Annotated in this window: 22 protein-coding genes; all 22 read left to right on the forward strand. The window is 34.4% G+C overall.

Features of this window, described 5'->3' with window-relative positions; all coding sequences use genetic code 11:
• The first annotated feature begins 435 nt into the window (after positions 1–435).
• The 22 genes from IGI65_RS05965 to celB all read left to right on the forward strand — a co-directional run bounded on the left by IGI65_RS05965 (position 436) and on the right by celB (position 22,533).
• A complete protein-coding gene (locus IGI65_RS05965; RefSeq protein WP_071863529.1) occupies positions 436–1,416 on the forward strand; it encodes a hypothetical protein in 981 nt (326 codons plus the stop codon).
• Between the two features lie 804 nt (positions 1,417–2,220).
• On the forward strand, positions 2,221–2,652 hold the full coding sequence (locus IGI65_RS05970) for a hypothetical protein (protein ID WP_438773548.1): 432 nt from the start codon (positions 2,221–2,223) through the stop codon (positions 2,650–2,652).
• Between the two features lie 342 nt (positions 2,653–2,994).
• Complete coding sequence (locus tag IGI65_RS05975) at positions 2,995–3,882, forward strand: diacylglycerol/lipid kinase family protein (RefSeq protein WP_438773549.1); 888 nt, start codon at positions 2,995–2,997, stop codon at positions 3,880–3,882.
• Positions 3,883–4,092: 210 nt separating this feature from the next.
• Positions 4,093–5,241, forward strand: coding sequence for a cation:proton antiporter (locus IGI65_RS05980; RefSeq protein WP_438773550.1), 1,149 nt, complete (start codon positions 4,093–4,095; stop codon positions 5,239–5,241).
• A gap of 29 nt (positions 5,242–5,270) precedes the next feature.
• On the forward strand, positions 5,271–5,588 hold the full coding sequence (locus IGI65_RS05985; protein ID WP_438773551.1) for a DsrE family protein: 318 nt from the start codon (positions 5,271–5,273) through the stop codon (positions 5,586–5,588).
• A 168-nt stretch (positions 5,589–5,756) separates the two neighbouring features.
• Entirely contained in the window at positions 5,757–6,743 is a 987-nt protein-coding gene (locus tag IGI65_RS05990) for a LacI family DNA-binding transcriptional regulator (protein ID WP_438773552.1), read from the forward strand.
• 184 nt (positions 6,744–6,927) lie between these two features.
• Positions 6,928–7,668, forward strand: coding sequence for a sugar phosphate isomerase/epimerase family protein (locus IGI65_RS05995; protein ID WP_438773553.1), 741 nt, complete (start codon positions 6,928–6,930; stop codon positions 7,666–7,668).
• A complete protein-coding gene (locus IGI65_RS06000; RefSeq protein ID WP_071863541.1) occupies positions 7,665–7,910 on the forward strand; it encodes a hypothetical protein in 246 nt (81 codons plus the stop codon). Before IGI65_RS05995 ends, IGI65_RS06000 begins: the two co-directional genes overlap by 4 nt.
• Before the next feature lie 12 nt (positions 7,911–7,922).
• Positions 7,923–9,194: a gluconate:proton symporter gene (locus tag IGI65_RS06005; protein WP_438773554.1), complete on the forward strand. Its 1,272-nt coding sequence runs from the start codon at positions 7,923–7,925 to the stop codon at positions 9,192–9,194.
• Between the two features lie 24 nt (positions 9,195–9,218).
• Positions 9,219–10,178: a sugar kinase gene (locus tag IGI65_RS06010; protein ID WP_438773555.1), complete on the forward strand. Its 960-nt coding sequence runs from the start codon at positions 9,219–9,221 to the stop codon at positions 10,176–10,178.
• The gene (locus IGI65_RS06015; RefSeq protein WP_438773556.1) at positions 10,179–10,814 is read left to right on the forward strand and encodes an orotidine 5'-phosphate decarboxylase / HUMPS family protein; all 636 of its coding nucleotides are present in this window, start codon (positions 10,179–10,181) and stop codon (positions 10,812–10,814) included. It begins immediately after the preceding gene.
• Positions 10,801–11,343, forward strand: coding sequence for a 6-phospho-3-hexuloisomerase (hxlB, locus tag IGI65_RS06020; protein ID WP_071863545.1), 543 nt, complete (start codon positions 10,801–10,803; stop codon positions 11,341–11,343). The genes IGI65_RS06015 and hxlB overlap by 14 nt, the downstream gene beginning before the upstream one ends.
• A 9-nt stretch (positions 11,344–11,352) precedes the next feature.
• Entirely contained in the window at positions 11,353–11,991 is a 639-nt protein-coding gene (locus tag IGI65_RS06025; RefSeq protein WP_095007147.1) for a bifunctional 2-keto-4-hydroxyglutarate aldolase/2-keto-3-deoxy-6-phosphogluconate aldolase, read from the forward strand.
• A gap of 260 nt (positions 11,992–12,251) precedes the next feature.
• Positions 12,252–12,728, forward strand: a complete 477-nt coding sequence (locus IGI65_RS06030; RefSeq protein ID WP_095007146.1) for a glutathione peroxidase — start codon at positions 12,252–12,254, stop codon at positions 12,726–12,728.
• A 540-nt stretch (positions 12,729–13,268) separates the two neighbouring features.
• Complete coding sequence (locus IGI65_RS06035; protein ID WP_438773558.1) at positions 13,269–14,627, forward strand: PcsB-like coiled-coil domain-containing protein; 1,359 nt, start codon at positions 13,269–13,271, stop codon at positions 14,625–14,627.
• A gap of 161 nt (positions 14,628–14,788) precedes the next feature.
• A complete protein-coding gene (locus tag IGI65_RS06040; protein WP_438773559.1) occupies positions 14,789–16,156 on the forward strand; it encodes a gluconokinase in 1,368 nt (455 codons plus the stop codon).
• A 290-nt stretch (positions 16,157–16,446) separates the two neighbouring features.
• On the forward strand, positions 16,447–17,880 hold the full coding sequence (locus IGI65_RS06045; RefSeq protein ID WP_438773560.1) for a 6-phospho-beta-glucosidase: 1,434 nt from the start codon (positions 16,447–16,449) through the stop codon (positions 17,878–17,880).
• A gap of 23 nt (positions 17,881–17,903) precedes the next feature.
• Positions 17,904–18,218: a PTS cellobiose transporter subunit IIB gene (locus IGI65_RS06050; protein ID WP_071863551.1), complete on the forward strand. Its 315-nt coding sequence runs from the start codon at positions 17,904–17,906 to the stop codon at positions 18,216–18,218.
• 16 nt (positions 18,219–18,234) lie between these two features.
• Entirely contained in the window at positions 18,235–20,217 is a 1,983-nt protein-coding gene (locus tag IGI65_RS06055; RefSeq protein ID WP_438773562.1) for a BglG family transcription antiterminator, read from the forward strand.
• Positions 20,218–20,265: 48 nt separating this feature from the next.
• A complete protein-coding gene (locus IGI65_RS06060; RefSeq protein WP_071863776.1) occupies positions 20,266–20,595 on the forward strand; it encodes a PTS cellobiose transporter subunit IIA in 330 nt (109 codons plus the stop codon).
• Between the two features lie 79 nt (positions 20,596–20,674).
• The gene (locus tag IGI65_RS06065; protein WP_438773563.1) at positions 20,675–21,178 is read left to right on the forward strand and encodes a hypothetical protein; all 504 of its coding nucleotides are present in this window, start codon (positions 20,675–20,677) and stop codon (positions 21,176–21,178) included.
• A 14-nt stretch (positions 21,179–21,192) separates the two neighbouring features.
• Complete coding sequence (celB, locus tag IGI65_RS06070; RefSeq protein ID WP_438773564.1) at positions 21,193–22,533, forward strand: PTS cellobiose transporter subunit IIC; 1,341 nt, start codon at positions 21,193–21,195, stop codon at positions 22,531–22,533.
• Positions 22,534–22,609: the final 76 nt, after the last annotated feature.

The raw sequence follows: 22,609 nt of genomic DNA on the forward strand, positions 1-22,609 counted from the left end.
TCGCAGGTAATTGACACCATTGCTTTCAAATAATTTGAAAGTCAATAAAATTTTTCTTGTTTCAATCTCTTTAAATCATTGCTATTAAAGCATTATGAAGCTGTTTGAAAAAACGGTTGGGCTAACCAGGTCTTAAGAAAGCTCGTAAAGCTTCATAGTTTTTTAGTATTAATATTTGCTTTATACCAATAAGACATTTCACATCTAAGTTTGTGAAGCATATTCTTATTGTTGATACCTTTGTTGATCCTATTTTGATTCGTAGCTTTTAGTGACAATTTGTGGTAGTCAATCACCTTGACAGGCACAATGATCACGTTTGTGGCGTATGAATGGACTAATAGATTCCATGATTTGGAATTATTGATATAATAAGGGAAAATTTAACAAAGCAAACGTTTGTTATTGATGATATGTATAGGGGCGTGAAAAGAAGTGTCTAAAAAAGCAAAGAAGAGTAACAATCCTTTCTTCAATCTAGCTTCTGAGCAGTTTGAAGAACTCAATGATGAATTTTACAAGAATTACAACAAAGATTATTATTCAATAAAATTAGATTCTTTACTCAAAATGATTGAGTCCTCGGAATCTTACTGTAAAGGGTCAAATATGAAAGTAGGCATTTTAGAATATGAAAGATCTTTTGAAGAAGAAGAAATTTTAAAATATGCAAAAACAGAATTGGCGGTAACAGTTTTCCATTGTTTGGAATCTTTTTTACGTTTGTACATGGCACATTGCTCTATGAGAGGATGTCCTTGGTTAGATTTAGCGGACATGACCTTAACAAAATATAATAACAACATACAGAAATTGAAAAAGCAAGTCTATAATATTTTTAATTTATCTGACTTTACCGATGATGAAATTATTACTGCTGTATTTTATGGAAGTAAGAGTGTCCCAGCGGAGATTATTGATAAGACAAATTTGACTGAAAAAGAAATAGTAGAGCGTTTTAAAAGGTATATTCAATTTGCGGTAACATATCTGGATAACAGACAGGATTATAACTCTTACAAGCATGGGCTACAAATAACGCAAAAAGAAAATGGGTTCTCTTATGGTGGTACAAGAGGAACGAATGAAATTTTATCAGTACATGGTGATTCATTAACATATTTACAAGTAAAAAAAGATGACAAGAATAATAAAAGATGGGTTAAAACTACTAAATGGATTGATTACAAACAACAGGCAACACTTATATTCTTTTTTAATCTATTAATTGCTGATGTTATTGATATTTGGTCACCTGATAGGGAAAAGTATCTCAAAACTTTCCCAATTGTTGTAACCATTGAAGAGCTTCTAGAAAATCGTGAAAACTACGTCGGTGGAAAAATAGGCCGAGAAATAGAGGGGTTCCAAGTTACAGAAATGTCAAGGGGACTTCTTTATTATGAAAATGATTAGTTCAGTTAAAGGAATGCTATTCTGTGATACTTAATCTGATCGAAAAGTCATCAATTTCAAAGTTAGCAAATTGTACATGACAAAATCGTTTCAATTCGCATGGTTTTCTCGTTAAATCGATATTATGGATTTAATATTATTTGAAAACAGTTGAAATTTTACAGTGCAAGTTAGGTAATACTCTTTGATATTAATGGCTTTTAAAGCGTATATAAAATCTGAGTAAATGAATCAGGTTTTACAAAAACGGATAAAACATCTTAACTCATATGAAAAGTATAATATACTGGCGAGTATTTTTTGACCATACTTTTGACCTTCTCAATCAAAATTCACTGGATTGTATTAGATTTTGCAATTTGTCAATAATCCCATATCTAAGCTGTTTTCTGACTATCAGGTAGCACCAGAAATCAATCCAGCTCTCAATACGGTCTCAAAGACGCAAACGCTGTGGAATAATCAACACAATCTTTCAAGAATGTTTAACAGACTATCCTATAAGGATGGTCTGTTTTTTATAGGTAGCGGGGCCTTATACTAAAGCCTATTGGTGTCTGGTTTCATAAACGAACTTTCTACAGCGATAAGCTGAAATTTATAGAAATTTGAAAAATAATTTATTAAAATTCCATCTTGTTGCTTAAGAGTACATCACCTTCATTATGGTTTTTTGTGTAGTTAATCTGTTTTGATGGTTATTTGTATGATAATAAATAAAATATTGTTAATTTTCTATTCGTAGGTGACACAATCAGTTAAAATAGAAAATGTGAGGAAAAAATTGGAAAAAAGGAGAAAAAATTGGAAAAATTATTTAGTTTCTGTCAACGACTGGATAACATTATTAGTTCAAAAAAGATGCAATATATCTTTTCAATTATCTTAATACTGGTCGGGATTTTGCTCTTTTATATTGCTTTTGGTAATTGGAAAATACAGCAAGAATTTTTACATAGTCATAAAATTAAAACGCAAGCGGTAGTAAAAGTAGATAAAAATAAGGTTAAAACATTGAATTTTACTGGTAATCATTATGGTGTTGCAACTGACAATCAGAATTTGGCTGCTGGGGAGCAGGTGACGATTTATTATCAGCAAGATAAGCCTTATCGGGTCTCTACTTCAGCTAGCCAATATGGAGATGTCTTAAAAAATGTTATCACTCCAATCATCGGGGGGATTTTCTTTCTTGCATTGGTAGGGATAAATAGATTTTTTTACCGGCTGGAGTAAAACGTCATGTTAAGAGTTAACAAAAAGTAGTAAAAAATAAGTGACCGATTGAATAGTAGTTTAAAAGAAAAATGTAACTCAATTATTGCGAGCAAAAAATCTTTTCTCGTTCCTAATTTATTTTGAAGAGACTTCACAGTTGGTGAAGTCTTTTTTACTTGGGTAGTATCACTGTTAGTTTTTTGTTTTTTTATTTGGATAGAACTTTTTTGATGTTGCACTCAAATTATCATTATGGCACTTGTTTACTAGTTAATAGTAAAAGAAATCATGGGTGTCAAACTTTTCTGAGTTATTATGCACATGATATGCTAGTAATAGGAAGTAAAGAGGAGGTATACAATGAAAAAAGCACTTTTGATTATTAATCCTAGTTCAGGTGGTGAAAAGGCCAAAGAATATCAACAACTCGCACAAGAAAAATTGAATCAGTCTTTTGATGAAGTGAAGATTTGTCAGACTGAACAAAAAGGGGATGCTAAGTCATTTGCCAAAAAAGCGGCAAATGAAAAATATGACAGTGTTTTTGTTATGGGAGGAGATGGAACGGTAAATGAAGGCATCAGTGGTTTAGCCGAAGAAAAATATCGTCCTAAATTTGGTTTCTTTCCTTTAGGTACAGTCAATGATTTAGCCCGCGCTTTAGATATCCCCCTTGATCCTAAAAAAGCTATTGCTAATTTTTCAATTACTAAGACAACGCCGTTAGATATAGGTAAGATTAATGATTCTTATTTTATGAATGTTGTCGCCATAGGAGCAATACCTGAGGCGATTAACAATGTGGATAGTGAGCAAAAAACGAAATTTGGAAAGTTGACTTATTTTATTTCTGGCTTTAAAGAATTATCAAATAATGAAACTTATTCTTTTTTAGTGACAATTGATGGCAAAAAACAAGAAATCACAAGTAGCACATTACTAATTGGTTCTACGAATTCAATTGGTGGTTTTGAATCACTCTTGCCTGAAGCAAAGGTAGATGACGGAAAACTCCATTTAATTTATCTAAAAGATCCTTCTTTAATCGATACCATTAAATCCGTCCCAGATTTACTAAAAGGTGTCGCTAAGGCAACTGAAAATGTCGGTTATTTAGCTTTTGACCAAGCTGTAATTTCGTTAGAAAATAGCGATAAAAAACTCGTGACTAATGTTGATGGTGATGAAGGGGATATTCTACCGGTTACAATCACTGTTTTACCAGCTCATTTAGAGGTATACCATTAAGTAAAATACTGTTAAGAAAGAAACAGAAATCAACTTGTTGGTTTCTGTTTTTCTAGCTACTAATCGTAATCGTTTTTAATTAATTATTTGAGATGTGAAATAACAAATAAGTCCTTTTATTTTTCATTCCGCAGCTTTTTGGATAGACTAAGAGTAAACCTTGTATTGCGTTTTAAAGCACATCATGGTGAAAAAAAGAAGGTGTAAATAGTGGAATTTATTGGGATTTTATGTTTGATTTTAGCTAGCACAACAATTGCGGGACATTTTTCCCGCCGGATTGGGATACCAGCTGTCATCGGGCAATTATTAGTCGGAATATTATTAGGTAATGCCGGGCTAAAACTTGTTCATCCGGATATATTAGTAGAAGATTTTTCGGAAATCGGCGTTATTTTATTGATGTTTTTAGCGGGAATTGAAAGTGACCTGTCGCTATTAAAAAAATATTTTCGCCCGGGAATGTATGTAGCAATCTTAGGAATTTTTCTGCCAGTTTTAATGGGGACGCTAGGTGGAATGCTGTTTAACATCCAGCTGACACAATCATTTTTCTTAGGATTAATACTAGCCGCTACTTCAGTCAGTATTTCTGTTGAAGTATTAAAAGAATTAAATGTGATTAATACTAAAGAAGGTTCCACTATTTTAGGGGCTTCGGTGGTAGATGATATCTTAGTTGTTTTAATTGTCAGTTTGAGTATGTCTTTTATAGGCACGCAGTCTAGTAGCCATAATTCATTAGGGATTATGTTAGTTGAACAATTACTCTTTTTCATTGCAATTTTCTTTTTGATTCGTTGGGGTGCACCATATTTAATGGAATTGAGTAAAAAATTAATGGCAGAGTCTTCCATCATTATTGTCTCGTTGATTTTATGTTTGGGGATGTCTTATTTAGCTGATTTCATTGGCTTAAGTTCGGTTATTGGGGCATTTTTTACCGGGGTAGCGATTGGACAAACAAAAGTGTGGCAAGAAGTTTCACATAATACTGAGGCAATTGGCTACGCTGTATTTATTCCAGTCTTTTTTGTCAGCATTGGTTTAGAAATTTCCTTTGACGGCATTAGTTCACAGTTGCTACTTATTATCGCGTTAACGGCGATTGCAATTTTTTCTAAATTGATTGGTGGTTTTCTGGGCGGTAAATTGGCCGGTTTTAACAATCATAGTAGTCTGATGGTGGGATCAGGAATGGTTTCGCGAGGAGAGATGGCATTAATCATTGTTCAGCTCGGTTTTCAAGCCCAACTGGTAGCTGAAAATTATTACTCTGCATTTGTTTTAATTATTTTATTGACGACACTTTGCTCGCCATTTTTACTGAAATATTTTACTAAAAAAATTTATGCTTAGTTAAAACGTATCTTAAAGGAGGAGACAGGATGAAAGTTGTATTTCATGTAGATGAAATGGAGAAGTGGCAAGAGGCCACAAATAACATTCGCAATTTACTTCACTTAGAAATAAATGCTGAAGTTGTTTTATTGGTTAACGGAAGCGGTATTCAAAGTTATCAGTTAAAACAGGCGCAAAAATTTATAAGCGAAAATCCCAATGTTTCTTTTCACGCCTGCCAAAATGCACTGAAAGCTTTTCACATGACAGAAGTAGATTTACCAGCAACAGTAAAAATTGTTCCAGCTGGCGTTTTGGATTTAATTAACTTACAACAAGCAGGCTATGCTTATATTAAACCATAATGTAAAAACTCCTAGCCCTAAAAAGTCTAACTTTTTGGGGTTTTTAGATGTTATTGTCTTTTTTAGTCGATTTTCTTATCAAAAAAGATTCTGCCATCTGCTCCGCTCTTTTCTTTTAAAAAAAAGTTCGCTACAATAAGAAAAAATACCTCGTTGGAGAATATAAAAATGAAAAAAATTACCATCAAAGAAGTAGCTGAAGCAGCAGGTGTCTCCAAAACCACTATTTCACGTTTTTTAAACCATAATTATGGCAATATGTCTAAAGAAACAAAAGAAAGAATTGCCGAAGTTATTCAGCGTTTGGGTTATCGTCCTAGTAAACAAGCGCAAGCGCTAAAATCAAAGCATAGTTATTTAATTGGTGTGGTTGTGGCGGATATTTCAAATATGTATTCTTCTTTATTATTAAAAGGAATCGGGACAATTTTGGAAAGAAGTGGCTTCCAAATGATTATTATGGATGCTGGCAATTCTGTTAGCCGCGAAAAAGAATTATTGCAACGTTTACTAGATCAAAGTGTAGAAGGGATCATTTTGCAACCTTCTGCAAGACAATCTGAACAATATGAATTTATCAAAAAACATAATATTCCGCTTTTATTAGTCGATCGCCAAACAGAACCAAAACAATGGCCCTCTGTTTTAACTAATAATGTTACGGCAACTAAAGAGGTTTTAGAAAAAGCCTTAAATCAAGGATATGAAGAATTCTTTGTCTTAAGTGAACCCATTAAAAATGTTAGTACGCGTGAATTGCGTTCTCAAGCAGTTGTTCAAACCGTTTTAGCCGCCAACAAAAAATGTCAGATCATAGAAGTCAACAGTAAAGAAGAGCTGATCAAGGCGATCGATACGATCTTAACAAATCCGCACAAAAAACTTCTGTTTGCATCAAATGGTCGTGTTTTAATGGAAAGTTTAACTGTATTAATTAATAAAGAAATTACTTTGCCAGATGAAATTGGGATAACAGGCTTTGATGATTGGAGTTTGACAGCCCTTGTAGGACCCGGTATTACGAGTATTGAACAGCCTTCGCAAAAAATCGGTGAGGTTGCAGCTGCAGAATTATTGAAGATAGTCGTGGAAAATAGTGAGCAACCCGTAGAATTTATCGTGCCTTCGACAATTCGTTGGCGTAAATCTGTCTAAGTAAAAGTTTTTTTTTAAAAAAATATTAGTTAGCAAAGCGCTTTAGGGAACCGGTTTCCTAAAGCGCTTTGCTATTTTAATATTTCAAGTGTTGTTTTTTAATCATGAAACCGTTGGCATTTTTTGGAAACCGGTTTACTATCTGTGTATAGAAACCGGTTAACTAGTTGAGAGGATGGGATTTATGTTGAATACACAGATTGTACTTAATTTTTTAGTTTTTGCTGACAAAATTGCAAATGGTAGCCTACAAAATGAATTATTAGCCGATAGTAAAGCACTCGGCTTTCAGGCAGTAGAAATTAGAAGAGAATACTTTAAAGATATAAAAAAAGAAATACCTCTTATTAAAGAAGAAGCATCCCGTTTGAACCTGACATTATTTTACAGTGTGCCAGATGAAGTCTACGTTGCTGGTAATATTAATCCCAATTTAAAAGAATATATACAAGAGGCAAAAGCAATGGGAGTTAAGCAAATTAAGTGGAATATTGGTGACTTTAAGGGCGAACTTCATACAACAGAATTGAAAGCGCTTGTTGATTCTGGGGTAGGGATAACGATCGAAAATGATCAAACCCAAACCTCGGGAACTATTGCAGCAATAAAAAAATATATGACTGCTGTAAAAACAACAGATTTAGGTATTGGTTATGTCTATGATTTAGGCAACTGGCGTTTTGTGGGAGAAGATGAAATAAAAGCAGCTGAAGAATTAGCAGAATATGTGCATTACATTCACGTCAAAGATGTTCGTTATGAAAATGATCAACCACAAGCAACAGGATTAGATCACGGTGTTATTGATTGGCGCAAAGTACTAGGTATTTTACCAGCTAATCTTCCGATTGCAATTGAATACCCAACAAATACTAATGAAGAAATTTTAGAAGCAAAAAGTCTTTTAGAGGAGGAAGTAAAATGAGTGATCAACAAACAAAAATTGATGCTGAAAAATTTGCTTATCATTTTATGGATACAATTAATCGACCCGAAATTGATACTGAAAATATGGAAGGTGCAGCGAAAGAAGCGTTGGCAGCATACTTAACCGCTTATTATTTAATTCAAAAATTTAATCATTTAGAAAATGACTTTTTTGTAGAAGATCATAAAAAACCAGTATCAAATTACCAACGTATTTTAAGTGAGCTAAATAAATATTAGGAGGCCTAAAACATGGGTGGCGCAATAACTGGAATTTTACTTGCATTAACCTTTATCATATTTGTCATCTACGCCATGAAAGGTGGCAACTTAACTGTCGGTTTCTTCGTGATGGCAGTGTTGTGGACGATGATAGGCTTGGTACCTTTTAACCAAGCGATTAAAGAAATTTTTACTGAACCAGTTTTGAATTATGGTAAAACAGCGGCGTACATTATTTTTGGTTCCTGGTTTGGACGTGTGTTAGTTGATACTGGAATCGCCGGAAGTATCAGTCGAAAAACGGAAAAAGTGGGCAAAAAAAGTCCGGTGCTGGCAACCATTTTAATTGCTTTTGTAATCGCTTTAATCTTCACGAGTTCTTATGGCGTTGGTTCTGCAATTGCTGTTGGTGTCATCTTATTTCCAATTATGTTTTCGATTGGGGTGCCTCGTAATATTGCGGTATCTGTTTTTACAATCGCAATTGGTGCAGCTATGTATGTTAATAATGTCTTATTCGTTCAATTTCAAGTTTTCTTTCCTAAAGTTGCGTGGGGACCACACTATCAACGCTTTGGGTTTGTCGCGATGGGAATTCAGATGATTATTTTAGTCTTATTCATCTTGTTTAACGCCAAAAAAATTCGGAATGGAAAACCAGAAATTGTTGAAAGTCAGACCGAAGAAGAAATCGCTGAAGTTCCAATTTGGACTTATATTTTACCCGTATTACCAGTAGCGTTAAGTATTTTTGCAAAGTGGGATGCAGTCCCTGCTTTACTTCTTTCAACAATTATTGCCTTTGCAGCGACTGGCAATATGAAGAAATATACCAAATTTGTCATGATGATGAATGAAACAGCTAAACATGCGATTAGTGATATCGCAGGATTATTAATTATGTTGTTTGTTTTAACTATGTTCCAATCAGCGGCTGTTCATGCGATGTCTGGTTTTACGACCGTCTTTCAACAAATCATTCCCGATAATAAATTAGCGTTAATCATTATCGTAGCTATTATCGCACCACTTTCTTACTTCCGTGGGCCGTTGATGCTTTATGGGGCAGGTGCCGCTACAGCTGCGATTTTAGTGGGAACTGGAATGTTTGATCAATACTTTTTATATGGCTTACTCGTTGTGCCATCTATGATGGGTGTGTCTGCATGTATTACACAATCATGGAATTTATGGTCGGTCCAATACGCTGGACTTGATACAAAAACATTTTTATTAACGGGTCTACCATGGGCGTGGGCCGCAACTGTTTTAAATTTAATTGCAGCATATATTTTACTTTAAAATAAAAGAAAAGAGGAATTTAACATGAGTGAATTTTTAACAATCGGCGAACCAATTGCATTGTTTGGATCAGAAGAAGTAGATAAATCTTTAAAAGATGTACTTCATTTTCAAAAATTTTTGGCTGGTGCTGAGGTTAACGTAGCTGTGGGTGTTTCACGTTTGGGTCATAGTAGTGAATATATTACCCAAGTGGGAAAAGATCCCTTTGGTGAATTTATTATTGACCGGCTACATGAAAATAAAATTGGTACTGATTATATCTCAGAAACAGCAGATTTTTGGACAGCTTTTCAATTAAAAGATAGAGTAAGCGATGGTGATCCAAGTATTTTTTATTTCCGTAAAGGATCGGCTGCTGCTCATTTTGAAAAAGAAGTTTTAGATAAGATTGATTTTTCGGAAGTGAAAATGGCGCATCTATCTGGTATCTTTCCAGCAATCTCCCCAGCTGCACAAAGCGCGTTTCGCTACTTGATTGAATTACTGGAAAAACATCAAATACGGACGACTTTTGATCCTAATTTACGACCACAATTATGGGCAAGTACAAAAGAGATGGTAGAAACGATTAACGATTTAGCTTCTCACGCAGAAATTGTTTTACCTGGAATTAATGAAGGCGAAATTTTGATGGGTAGTCGTGATCCAGAAGCTATTGCTGACTTTTATTTAAATAATGGTACTGCAACTAAAACAGTTATCGTAAAATTAGGAACAGAAGGTGCTTTTGTGAAATTAAAAGATGGCATAAGTTATACGGTTCCTGGCTTTAAGGTAGAAAAAGTTGTTGATACAGTTGGTGCCGGAGACGGTTTTGCTGTTGGCTTGATTACGGCATTAATTGAAGGAAAAGAATTAAAAGAAGCTGTTATTCGGGCAAATGCGATTGGTGCGATGGCTGTTCAATCCCCTGGGGATAATGACGGCTACCCAACGCCTGAACAATTAGCGGAATTTTTACAAAATCAGAAGGTGAAATAGATGAAGTTACAAACGGCAATTGATCGGGTTTCTTTGTCAGAAGCTGAAGCATTAGCAAAACAGTTAGAGGGTAAAACGGACATTTTGGAAATGGGTACCTCACTAGTTAAAGATTATGGCAATCTTGCCATTCAAAGATTAAAAGAAAAACTAAATCAAACGACATTGTTAGTTGATAGTAAAACAATTGATGAAGGCGCATATGAATTTAATCAAGCCTTTTCACATGGCGGGGATATTGTGACTGTAATGGGGGCGGCCTCTTATGATACATTAGCAGCTTGTTATGAAGTCGCACAAAAAGAAAACAAAACGATGATGATTGATTTATTAGAAGTAACAGACGAAAAAATTGCCATGATAAAAGATTTCCCAACAGCAATTTATGCGTTACATCATTCAATTGATCGTAAAGATAAATTAGATGCAGTTGCAAGTGTAGCGGCATTTCATGAAAAATTCCCGACAATTAAACGTTTAGCAATTGCTGGTGGAATTGATTTAATGCAGGCGAAAAAATTAGCTGCACAAGGAATTTTGGAAATTATTATCGTCGGCTCAAAGATCACCAAAGCACAAGATCCAGTAAAGGCAGTAAAAGAATTTATGGAGGCAGTTCATTATGAAAACAATTGAAACAATTATGACCGAAATTAATCAAGTAATGGCGTTAGTTGATGAATCACAGCTTGATCAAGCTTTGCCATTATTTAAAAAAGACAAACGGATTTTTGTTATTGGAGCTGGAAGAAGCGGCTTTCAAGCAAAAGGTTTTGCGATGCGGTTGATGCATATTGGTTATACAGACTTTGTCATGGGCGAAACCATTACGCCATCGATTCAAAAAGGAGATACTTGGGTCGCTATTTCTGGATCCGGTACGACAAAAGGAATTGTAGCAGACACCACAGCGGCCAAAAAGTTAGGCTTAGATATTGTAGTTTTAACGAGTGATCCCAACTCTCCACTAGCCCAATTAGCTGATAAAGTTATTGTTGTTCCTGGTGCGACAAAAACAGGCGCGGGTATTCAATCAGTGCAATTGTTATCAAGTCTTTTTGACCAAACTGTTCATATTACTTTAGATGCATTGACTTTAAAATTAGCTGCTCGTGATCAAACTTCTAATGAAGATGCACTACATGAACATGTGAACGTCGAGTAGGATAATGCTATGAAAAAAGGGGAAGTTTTATCGCGACTTGAAAAAACAGGGGTTGTTGCAGTAGTTCGTGAACAAACAGAGTTGCAGGCTTTAAAAGCAGCACAAGCAGTAGTAGCAGGTGGTATTTTGGGGCTTGAAATAACTTTTTCTGTCCCTGATGCAGCTTCTGTAATTACACAATTAAAAAAAATGTATCCTTTATCAAGTGGTGTAGTAATTGGAGCAGGTACGGTATTAGATGCTACCACAGCTCGACTTGCTATTATAGCTGGTGCAGAATTCATTGTTAGTCCAAGTTTCAATTTAGAAACGGCGCAAATTTGTAACTTATATCAAGTTCCTTATCTACCCGGGTGTATGACTATCACTGAAATGCAACAGGCATTAATGAGTGGTGCTGAAATTGTGAAGTTGTTTCCAGCTAATAATTTTGAGCCAGAGTTAATTAAAAGTGTGAAAGCACCTTTGCCGCAAATTAATATTATGCCGACTGGTGGCATTAATTTGGACAATTTATTAAACTGGAAAAAAGCAGGTGCACTTTTGGTTGGGGTCGGGGGCAATCTCTTTCAAGGTGTGGCAGAAAATAATTATGTAAAAGTAACAAAGACAGCGACTGCTTACAGTGAAAAATGGCAGCAAGCTTAAGTAATGAAAGATAAAATAGACTTGGTCTAGCGTTGGTTAAATGATTTAGCTACTACGTTATGTTTTAAGACCAAGTCTATTTTTGTTGTCTTAAAAATAAGATGCAACTAAGAAGATAATTACTAAACTGATTTTTTCTATACATTTGAAAAGGAAAATTTTACCGGATCAGAATCGTTCTGCTAAACAAAAAATTATTCAAAGAAAGAAAGGTAACGTATACTGATTGAAATACCTTACTTGTAAAGGGGTAATGGCAGATGAAAACAATATATGATTACACTGTAAAAGATGTTAGTGGTAATCCCGTTTCGTTAGAGGACTACAAGGGAAAAGTATTATTGATTGTTAATACTGCAACAGGTTGTGGCTTTACTCCTCAGTATGAAGGTTTGGAAAATTTATACCAAAAATATCGAGGGGAGGGACTAGAAATACTAGATTTTCCCTGCAATCAATTTGGAAACCAAGCTCCTGGTAGTAATGAAGAAATTCAACAATTTTGTCAATTACGCTATCACACAACTTTTAAAACATTTGGAAAAATTAAGGTAAATGGTGAAGAGGCTGCTCCACTATACCAATTTCTAAAAAGTCAGCAAAAAGGGTTAGGAAAAGCCATTAAGTGGAATTTCACCAAGTTTGTGGTGGATCGTAATGGGAATGTTGTGAAACGATTTGCTTCAGCAACACCACCAGAAAAAATAGTAGATACCCTGATCCCGCTACTCCAATAGTAATGTTCTGCTTTTGAGAAACTTAGATAAGGTATAAAAAAGGAAACATATAAAAAGACGTCCCAAAATTGAATTACGATTTTGGAACGTCTTTTGTCTACAGTCTGGGCCCGTTAGCTGGCTTTTTTATTTGGAGAGGAGATCAGCTGTTTTTCATAAGATGGTAGATATGATGAATTTTTCCAGCCAGAGTGTGAAAAAAGGATAAAGTAAAGTTGAAGAAATATTGTTAGCAAATAATATTATTTTTCTACTTTCAAATGACAAAAACGTTAGTTAATTGCATAAAAAAGAAACTTTTTTTGCTTAAAAAGAACAAAAAAACGAATAAATTTTAGCGGATATCTAGCTAGAATCATTGATTTAATCACTTTTTTTATAACTGTAAAAAAAACGGGATGTTTTGAAACAATTTTGTAACATAGTTATTATTTGTTTGACACATCACTATGTTAAACTGCTCTTAGCGTTAAAAGAAATTTAAGTTTTTAACCTGTAATTATTATTTATTAAATAAGACGCCATTCGGAGGAATTTTACGTGAAGAAGAGTTTGTTATCAGCATTATTAGTTTGCTCACTAACACTTGCTGCCGTACCAAGTAATGTAGCCTTTGCAGATACTATTGATGAAAAAATTGAAGCACAAGATCAAAAAATTAACAGCTTAAAAGGACAACAAGCTGATGTAGCGAACCAAATTAGTTCATTAGAAGCTGAAATTGCTGCAGTCGCTGAAAAAGTAAGTGACTTAGAAGCAAAACAAGATAAATTAAACAACGACACAATGAAACTACAAGATAAAATTGCCAAATTAAAAGTGCGCATTGCTAAACGTGAAGAAGCAATTAAAAAGCAAGCCCGTGACGTACAAGTCAATGGTCAAAGCACTAACTTTATCGATGCTGTAGTAGAATCTGATTCATTATCAGACGCTATTGGTCGTGTTCAAGCGATGACAACAATTGTTAAAGCAAACAATGACTTAGTCGCACAGCAAAAACGTGATAAACAAGCCGTTGAAACAAAAGTTAAAGAAAACGAAGAAAAAGTCAATGCTTTAGCTACAACGCAAAAAGAATTAGAAACACAAAAAAATGATATTGCAAACAAACAAGCTGAATTAAATGTTTTAAAAGCAAACCTTGCAGCAGAAGAAGCAACTGCTAAGAGTGATAAAGACAAATTAAATAAACAAAAAGCAGAAGCAGAAGCAGAAGCTGCACGTATTCGCAAAGAACAAGAAGCTGCTCAAAAAGCAGCCGCTGAAGAAGCAGCTCGTCAAGAAAAATTAGCTGCTCAAGCGCAACAAGAATCAAATACTACATCTGTAAGTAATTCAACTGGTTCAACTTCAAATTCTACTGAAACAAGTAAACCAGTTCAAGAAAACCAAACAGGCAATACAGAAAGTAATTCAGGTAATTCAGGTAACTCAAGCAATTCTAATAACTCAAATAATTCAAGCAACAATAACTCAAATAATAACAATAACAATGACAATGGTAGTAGCTGGGGCGGTGGCTCTGGTAGCGGTATTGATCATTCAGGTTCAGGTAACATGTATGCACAAGGTCAGTGTACTTGGTATGTAAAACAAGTTGCTCCTTGGGTAGGAACCTATTGGGGTAATGGTGCACAATGGGGTGCTTCAGCAGCAGCTGATGGTTATCGCGTTGATGGTACACCGGCTGCTGGTGCAGTTGTAGTATTTGCTGGTGGACAAAGTGTAGGTAGTTGGAATGCAGATCCAGTTTATGGACACGTAGCTTACGTAGAATCATACAACGCTGCTAACAACACAATCACAATTTCACAAGGTGGTATGGGCTTCTCATCTCCAACTGGTCCAAACATTGAAACGATAAGCGCTTCTGGTTTAACTTATATTCACCGTTAATTTTTGAATAGTAAGACGTCGATCATAGTATCGACGTCTTTTTTTGTGGCTTTGATTGAATGTAATATAATTGAATTGAAGTATCATAGTTTTAGTGAAAAGCAGTCTTATGCTAGAATAAGAAGAATGTTTTAAGCGAGTTAAAATAGAGGTGGATAAATTTGACTGTATTTTTAGGAATTGATATTGGAACTACAGCGATTAAACTAGGAGTAATAAAAGAACAACAACTATTATTTGAAACTAGCTTGGTACTGACAACATATGAAGATGGAGAGGCAAGATATCAGCATGCTTCAGAGATTATTGAAGCGTTAGAAAAGGGGATACTTTTAATCCCTAAAAATATACGAGCAGAAATTTCCATAATTAGTTTTAGTACGGCAATGCATAGTCTGATGCCAGCTAATAGTCAAAAGATTTTTTTATGGTCAGACTTACAGGCAGGAAAAACAATTACTGAATTTTCTAAAACGAAATTGGCAAAACATTTTTATCAGTTAACGGGTACACCTATTCATGCCATGTCTCCTTTTGCAAAATTGCTTTATTTTAAAGAAGTTAATAAGTATCAAAAAGTAACGCGATGGTTAGGCTTAAAAGAATTGGTTTTAGAATATTTTACGGGGAAATTTATAATTGATCGTTCCTGTGCTTCAGCAACGGGCTACTATGATTTGCGAAATCAAAAATGGAGTGGAGAAATTTTATCGTATCTAGCGATTGATACGAACCAATTAGCTGAGATAGTTGATACTGCGGCATCTTTTCAGATGACTTCAGAAAAAATTCGCTACTTTGGTTTTGCATCAACTGTAAGAGTTGTGGCAGGTGCTAGCGATGGGGCACTAGCAGCGTATGCTAGTTTTTATCGTACAAAAAGGACAGCAAGTTTAACAATTGGAACGAGTGCTGCAGTACGACAAATCTCTAATAGTATAAAATTAGAACCTACTAAGCAAAATTTTTGTTATTATTTGAATAAAGATTATTTTGTCATTGGGGCTCCTTCAAACAATGGTGCGTCATTATTAGAGTGGTCAGCTGAGCAATTAGCAAAAGACACTTTGGCATTTTATCAACAATTACCAGATGTACTTGAAAAAACTATTGTAGGTTCGCATGGTTTACGGTTTTTACCTTATTTGAATGGTGAAAGAGCACCACTTTGGGATGAGAATGCGAAAGGGGGATTTTATGATTTAGCACTACATCATACTAGAGAAGACTTATTGCGTAGTGTGATTGAGGGTATGCTTTTAAATATCAAACGACTTGTTCAATTGGTAGCTCCTGACCAAATCTTATCAGTGAGTGGTGGCTTCTTTCAAACGCCGGCACTTGCGCAGTTAGCAAGTACAATTTTTGGAGCAGAATGTATTTATGCATCAGAGAATGAACCAATTTTTGGTTTATACTATTTATACTTTCAACCGAAAATAAAAAAAGAAATAACCGGTACTCACTTTATACCGAATAAAAAAGAACAAGCGGCTTATGAAAGACTTGCTGAAGATTATTTTAGATAAATGAAAAACAATCATTGCTATTGAAGCTTAGCTTTTATAGCAATGATTTTTAATTTATAAAAATTTGTATGGTAATGAAATAAGATAAACGAACTAATTATTATCATAAATAGTTAATATTTATTCCTTAAATTCTATAACGAAAAATTATTGAATATAATATTCTGAGATTTTGTTTATAAGAAGAAAATGGAATTTTTTTCCGGATTGCTAAGGAAATAATTCGTTTGTTTAGAAAGCGTTTGCAAAATATACTGTGTATGTAATTAAAAACGTAAGGAGGAGAATAAATGACCACGAGTTTTCCAAAAGATTTTTTGTGGGGAGGAGCAGTAGCTGCACATCAGCTTGAAGGGGCTTGGCAAGAAGGTGGAAAAGGCGTGAGTGTCGCTGATGTTATGACAGTAGGCTCGCCAACTCATTATCGCGCTATCACAAAGGGTGTTTTAGCTGATGAATATTATCCCAACCATGAAGGAATCGACTTTTATCATCGTTATCCAGAAGATATTAAGTTATTTGCAGAAATGGGTTTTAAGTGTTTTCGGACCTCAATTGCTTGGACGCGTATTTTTCCAAATGGAGATGAAACTGAGCCAAATGAAGCGGGCTTACAATTTTATGATGATTTGTTTGATGAATGCTTAAAATATAATATTGAACCAGTGGTAACACTTTCTCATTTTGAGCTTCCTTATCATTTAGTGACGGAGTACGGTGGATTTCGTAATCGCAAATTAATCGATTTTTTCTTACGATTTGCTGACGTTTGCTTTAAACGATATAAAAATAAAGTGAAGTATTGGATGACTTTTAACGAAATAAATAATCAAGCAAACTATCATGAAGATTTTGCGCCTTTTACTAACTCAGGTGTTTTTTATCAAGAAGGAGAAGATCGTGAAGCAATCATGTATCAAGCTGCTCACTATAAACTTGTCGCAAGTGCAAAAGCCGTAAAAATTGGGAAAAAGATTAATCCTGATTTTCAAATTGGTTGTATGATTGCTTTTTCTCCATTATATCCTTTAAATGACAAACCTGAAAATGCCTTAATGTCTTTAAAAGCAATGGAGAAACGTTACTATTTTTGTGATGTACATGTCCATGGCTTTTATCCAAATCATATTTTGAAATATTGGCAGCGTAAGGGAATAGATATTGATTTTACGCCAGAAGATGAAGTTGCTTTAAAAGAAGGCACGGTCGATTATATTGGGTTTAGTTATTATATGTCTCACGCAATAAAATATCGGGAGGAAAATCATTATTATGATTATGATGAAACAAAAGATTTAGTTCGAAATGAGTTTGTTAAAGCTTCTGATTGGGGCTGGCAAATTGATCCGGTGGGGTTAAGATATGCGTTAAATTGGTTTACAGATATGTACCACCTACCTCTTTTTATTGTTGAAAATGGTTTTGGTGCTTATGATAAAAAAGAAGGGGACGGCAGTGTACACGATGAGTATCGAATTGACTATTTAAAGGCACATATTAAGCAAATGAAATTAGCTGTCATAGAAGATGGTGTAGATTTATTGGGATACACGCCTTGGGGATGCATTGATTTGGTTTCTGCTGGCACAGGTGAAATGGAAAAACGTTATGGTTTCATATACGTAGATAAAGATAATAGAGGAAATGGTACTTTGGCTAGAAGCCGTAAAGATTCTTTTTATTGGTATCAAGATGTTATTAAAACCAATGGTAGCAACGTATAAATAAATTTCAGGAGGGAATTATGATGAAAAAAGCTTTAATTATTTGTGCAGCGGGGATGTCTTCTTCAATGATGGCCGCAAAAACAACCGAGTATTTTAAAAATAAAGGAGAAGATATTGTAGTCGATGCAGTTTCAGCTACAGAGGGAGATAATATGATTAAAACGAGTGATTTTGATTTATTTCTTATTTCTCCTCAGACGACAATGTTTTTAGATAAATTCAAGAAGTTAGGTTCTGAAGTTGGCAAACCAGTTGTGAGCATACCTTTTCAAGCATATGTGCCAATTCCAACGGGTATTCAAAAATTGAGCGAAGTTATCGAAGAAAATATATAGAAAAAGAGGGAAGATAATGAGACCAAAAGAAAGAGAATTACTCATCCAATTGATTCGTCATCAAGATGAGTTTGTTACTAGCCAGAGCTTGGCCGCTTGGTTGTCGTTGTCTGACCGCACGATTCGCACATATATTAATAACTTAAAAGAAATCGTTCAAGAAAATGGCGGAAAAATTACTTCAAAACAAGGATATGGGTATTGTATAAGTATTTTAAATAAGCTAAATTTTGATATTTTCTTATCAAAACAAGGAATTACCTTAAGCAATGAAGAAAAACTACCATTGTTTTCTGATATTACCGATCGCGAAAATTATATTTTAAATAAATTGTTACTAGAAGAAACAATGATAAATTTGGATGATTTAGCAGAAGAATTATTTATTAGTCGTTCCTCGTTAAGCAAGGATATTCAAGCAATTAAAGAAAAGTTGAAGCCTTATGGGTTACAACTGATTGCAAAACACGGTGTGGGTCTATTTGTTAAAGGGGATGAGCGGAGTAAACGGCATTTTATTTTAGACACTTTTTTCGGCAAAAATTACACAAATTCACTGAAAAAGTATCTAGGCAATAGTCCGCTTTTTCAAGATATTAGTTTTGAAGAAGTGACGATTATTATTTTAGATGAAATCAGAGAAGCCAAATTAAAAATCTCGGATATTATTATTCAAAATTTGGTTTTACATCTGGCCTTAAGTATCAAACGTCTAAAAGAAGGCTTTGAAATTAAAGAACTTGGGATAACGGCAGATATTTCGCAAAAAGTAGAGTATGAAGTTGCACAAAAAATAGTTAAACGAATTGAGACTTTTGCTAACATCTCTTTTCCGTCAGAAGAGGTTTCCTATCTTGCTTTACATTTAATGGCAAAATCAAATCATCCTGTTGGAGAAGAAAATCAAGAATTAACTGGAGAATTGACACATGCGCTTTCTTTATTAAGCAGTAGTTTAGGGTATTCTTTAAGTGACGATTATCAGTTAAAGACGGGACTACTTGATCATTTAAAACCATTACTAGTTAGATTGGAGCGCAAGATTTCATTAGATAATCCATTGACTGATGAGATAAAAAATAATTATCCCCAAGCATTTGAAGTGACTAAAAAATATTTAGGTCAGATGCCTATTTTAAAAGATTATCAAATCACTGATGATGAATGGGCGTATTTAACTTTACATGTCCTAGCGGCAATGGAAAAGGCCAAAGACAAGAGTAAAGTTCATGCTTTAATCATTTGTGCAACAGGTTATGGTAGTGCCCAATTGTTAAAAAATAGAGTAGTAAACGAGTTTGATAAGTATATTACCGTGACCAATGTTCAAGGCTATTATGAAATTAATGAAACGAGCCTCAATGATGCAGATCTAATCATTTCATCAATTGATCTTTCTGCGATGGTTTTTCCCATTCCAGTTATTCATGTCAGCGTTTTTTTAAATGATGAAGATGTAACAAAAATTCGTAAAACGATTCAGCAAATGACTACCAAACTCCGACAGAGGACTACTCTGCCATTAGTTGATGAAAAAGCACAATATAAACAAAACATGTTACTAGAACAGATGGGAGAAAAGTATTTTAAACTTTATAAAGTGAAGCCGACTAAAGAACAGGTTTTAGTGGAACTGGCAGAATTATTAAGTGTTAATGAATCTAAAAATTATCCGAAAGAATTATTAGAACAAATTAATCACCGCCAGCAGATGGGACAAATTATTTTTAGCGATAGTATTGTTGTGCCACATCCAGCCCTACCAGTAGGAATTTCAACTAAAATTGCGATCGCGCTAATTCCTAACGGCATGCAGTGGGATCAAGCAGAAAACATTCGCTTTGTCTTTTTAATTTCACCTTCTTATATTGAAAATAAAGGAATTACTGTAATTACTAAGGCGATTGTGAGATTAGTAGATTGCCAACAGTTTCAAGAGCAGATGCTGGCAGAACCAACTTTTGAGAATTTCAGTAAATTATTCTTACAATTGATGTAAAAAGAGAGGAGGAAGAATATGACAGGAGAAAATAAAAATGAAGATGTGATGAATAGTGAAGAAATTCAAGTTGCGGCTTTTGAGATTATTTTGAATAGTGGCAATGCACGTACCACGATTCATAATGCTTTTGCCGCGATGCGAAAAAACGACTTTGAAAAGGCAGACGAACTTTTAGAAACTGCGAATAGTGAAATTTTAAACGCCCATAAATCGCAAACAGAACTATTGAAAGACTATGCGAATGGTAAAAAAATTGAAATGGAAATTATCATGGTCCACGCCCAAGACCACTTGATGACAACGATGACATTGTTAGAAGTGGCTCAAGAAATGAAATATTTGTATGAAGAAAATGCAAAACACAATCATAAATAGTGTTTTGCTAAAAATAATGAATGATAATAAATCAATAATTCGTTGAAAAGAAGTTATAGAAAATAAAGGAGGAATTATTATGAAAGATACCGATAAAAAAGCGCTTGATTTAGATCGAAAAAAATTGAGTTTAAAAAATATGTATTTTAATCGCTATCTTTTGGTTCGGTATCTTAGTGCAGTTTTTTTCTTTTCTAATTTGTATTGGCTGATCGCATTACTATTAGTAGATTCAAAGCTGTTTTTTGTTCCGGCTATCTTAATAATGAGTATTTTGCCAGCGGTTTTTGAACAAGCAAAATTATATAATACGCCGAATAATAGTGTGCCCAAAACAGAGATGTATTATTGGTTACAGTTAATAGTAAACTTAGGTTTGTTATTATCTGCATTTACACCACTATTTTCATGGGTATTCCCTTTTATGAATCCAGGAGTATCTGGTAGAGCTTTTATTGTCATGTTTTTATTAGTTGGGAGTTTACTTTGTTTGGTTATTAAACACCGGATACATGATATTAGCAATAATCGGGATAAACATTATCATCGCATTAAGCAATATGAAAAATCTTTATATTTATGAAAGGGGAGTAAGATATGTTTAACTTTTTACAAAAATATTTAATGGGGCCGATGGGAAAACTGGCTCAAATGAAAATTGTGCGGGCGGTTATGGCAGCTGGGATGGCGTCCATTCCTTTCACTATTGTTGGTTCCATGTTTTTAGTATTAAATGTATTACCTGTAGCTTTTTCAGGATTGGAAAGTTTCTTTGAAGCAACCTTTTTTAAAGTAAGTGATCTTTATATGGTTGCCAATACGATGACGATGGGAATTTTAGCTATTTATTTTGCTATTGTTTTTGCTTATGAATTAACTGCCATCGAACGGGATGAAAAAGGAATTAATGTTAATCCATTAACAGGAGCATTGTTAGCAGTTTTTGCTTTTTTCATGTGTATTCCTGAAATCGCTTTAACAGATGGCAAAATGACATTAATTAATTCAATTACGGATACTGAAAAAGTTGTTAACGGAATTCGGATGGGAGCTTTTGCTGATCGTTTGGGTACTTCTGGGATTTTTACTGGGATTATTATGTCCGTTATTGCTGTAGAATTGTATTGTCTATGCGTTAAACGTAATCTTGTTATTAAAATGCCGGATGTTGTACCACCAGGTGTGTCACGTTCTTTTACTGCATTAATTCCAACTTTTGTGATTGCGTTTGTGGTAATGATTATTAATGGTATTTTAATTGCATTGGGAACAGATATTTTTAAAGTAATCTATATTCCATTTAGTTTTGTAACCAACTTAACCAATACCTGGTTGGGAATTATGGTGATCTACTTCTTAATTCATGCGTTATGGATTGTTGGGATACATGGTGCCAATATCATCACTTCTTTTTTAACACCAATTGTTTTAGCAAATATGGCAGCCAATGCTGCTGGCGCCAATTATCCACTAGCTGGTGAGTTTAATAACTCTTATGTAACAGTTGGGGGTTCTGGGGCAACGTTAGGTTTGATTATTTTTATTGCTTTTATGGCAAAATCTGACCAATTAAAAGTTTTAGGTAAGGCTTCTCTTGTACCAGGTATTTTCAATATTAATGAACCCATTATTTTTGGGATGCCGATTGTTTATAATCCCTTCTTAGCATTACCGTTCTTTTTAGCGCCAATGGCATCAGCGTCTCTTGCTTATTTTGCAATTAAATTTGAATTTGTAAAACCGATGTTAGCGCAAATGCCATGGCCATCTCCTGTTGGTATTGGAGCCTTTATTGGTTCTGGTGGTGACTGGAAAGCTGCAGTTTTAGCAATCTTATGTGCAATCTTAGCATTTATTATCTGGTTTCCGTTTATCAAATTCTATGACAATAAATTATTGAAAGAAGAACAAGAAAAAGCCAAAGAGCTTGCTGCTTAAAAGAAACCGTCACGTTTTGACGTGACGGTTTTTTGTATAGTCAAGTAAACAAAAAACGCTCGCGCTTGCGAACGTT

It is taken from the genome of Enterococcus sp. DIV0755b (assembly GCF_051713765.1).
GTDB lineage: Bacteria > Bacillota > Bacilli > Lactobacillales > Enterococcaceae > Enterococcus_C > Enterococcus_C canintestini.

Excerpts from the sequence above, each read along its gene's own strand:
- IGI65_RS06010 (WP_438773555.1), top strand. The coding sequence starts at position 9,219 with ATGAGTGAATTTTTAACAATCGGCGAACCAATTGCATTGTTTGGATCA.
- IGI65_RS06050 (WP_071863551.1), top strand. The coding sequence starts at position 17,904 with ATGAAAAAAGCTTTAATTATTTGTGCAGCGGGGATGTCTTCTTCAATG.
- celB (WP_438773564.1), top strand. The coding sequence starts at position 21,193 with ATGTTTAACTTTTTACAAAAATATTTAATGGGGCCGATGGGAAAACTG.
- IGI65_RS06045 (WP_438773560.1), top strand. The coding sequence starts at position 16,447 with ATGACCACGAGTTTTCCAAAAGATTTTTTGTGGGGAGGAGCAGTAGCT.
- IGI65_RS05990 (WP_438773552.1), top strand. The coding sequence starts at position 5,757 with ATGAAAAAAATTACCATCAAAGAAGTAGCTGAAGCAGCAGGTGTCTCC.
- IGI65_RS06005 (WP_438773554.1), top strand. The coding sequence starts at position 7,923 with ATGGGTGGCGCAATAACTGGAATTTTACTTGCATTAACCTTTATCATA.
- IGI65_RS06065 (WP_438773563.1), top strand. The coding sequence starts at position 20,675 with ATGAAAGATACCGATAAAAAAGCGCTTGATTTAGATCGAAAAAAATTG.
- IGI65_RS06060 (WP_071863776.1), top strand. The coding sequence starts at position 20,266 with ATGAATAGTGAAGAAATTCAAGTTGCGGCTTTTGAGATTATTTTGAAT.
- IGI65_RS05975 (WP_438773549.1), top strand. The coding sequence starts at position 2,995 with ATGAAAAAAGCACTTTTGATTATTAATCCTAGTTCAGGTGGTGAAAAG.
- IGI65_RS05995 (WP_438773553.1), top strand. The coding sequence starts at position 6,928 with ATGTTGAATACACAGATTGTACTTAATTTTTTAGTTTTTGCTGACAAA.
- hxlB (WP_071863545.1), top strand. The coding sequence starts at position 10,801 with ATGAAAACAATTGAAACAATTATGACCGAAATTAATCAAGTAATGGCG.
- IGI65_RS06055 (WP_438773562.1), top strand. The coding sequence starts at position 18,235 with ATGAGACCAAAAGAAAGAGAATTACTCATCCAATTGATTCGTCATCAA.
- IGI65_RS06030 (WP_095007146.1), top strand. The coding sequence starts at position 12,252 with ATGAAAACAATATATGATTACACTGTAAAAGATGTTAGTGGTAATCCC.
- IGI65_RS06015 (WP_438773556.1), top strand. The coding sequence starts at position 10,179 with ATGAAGTTACAAACGGCAATTGATCGGGTTTCTTTGTCAGAAGCTGAA.
- IGI65_RS06000 (WP_071863541.1), top strand. The coding sequence starts at position 7,665 with ATGAGTGATCAACAAACAAAAATTGATGCTGAAAAATTTGCTTATCAT.
- IGI65_RS06025 (WP_095007147.1), top strand. The coding sequence starts at position 11,353 with ATGAAAAAAGGGGAAGTTTTATCGCGACTTGAAAAAACAGGGGTTGTT.
- IGI65_RS05985 (WP_438773551.1), top strand. The coding sequence starts at position 5,271 with ATGAAAGTTGTATTTCATGTAGATGAAATGGAGAAGTGGCAAGAGGCC.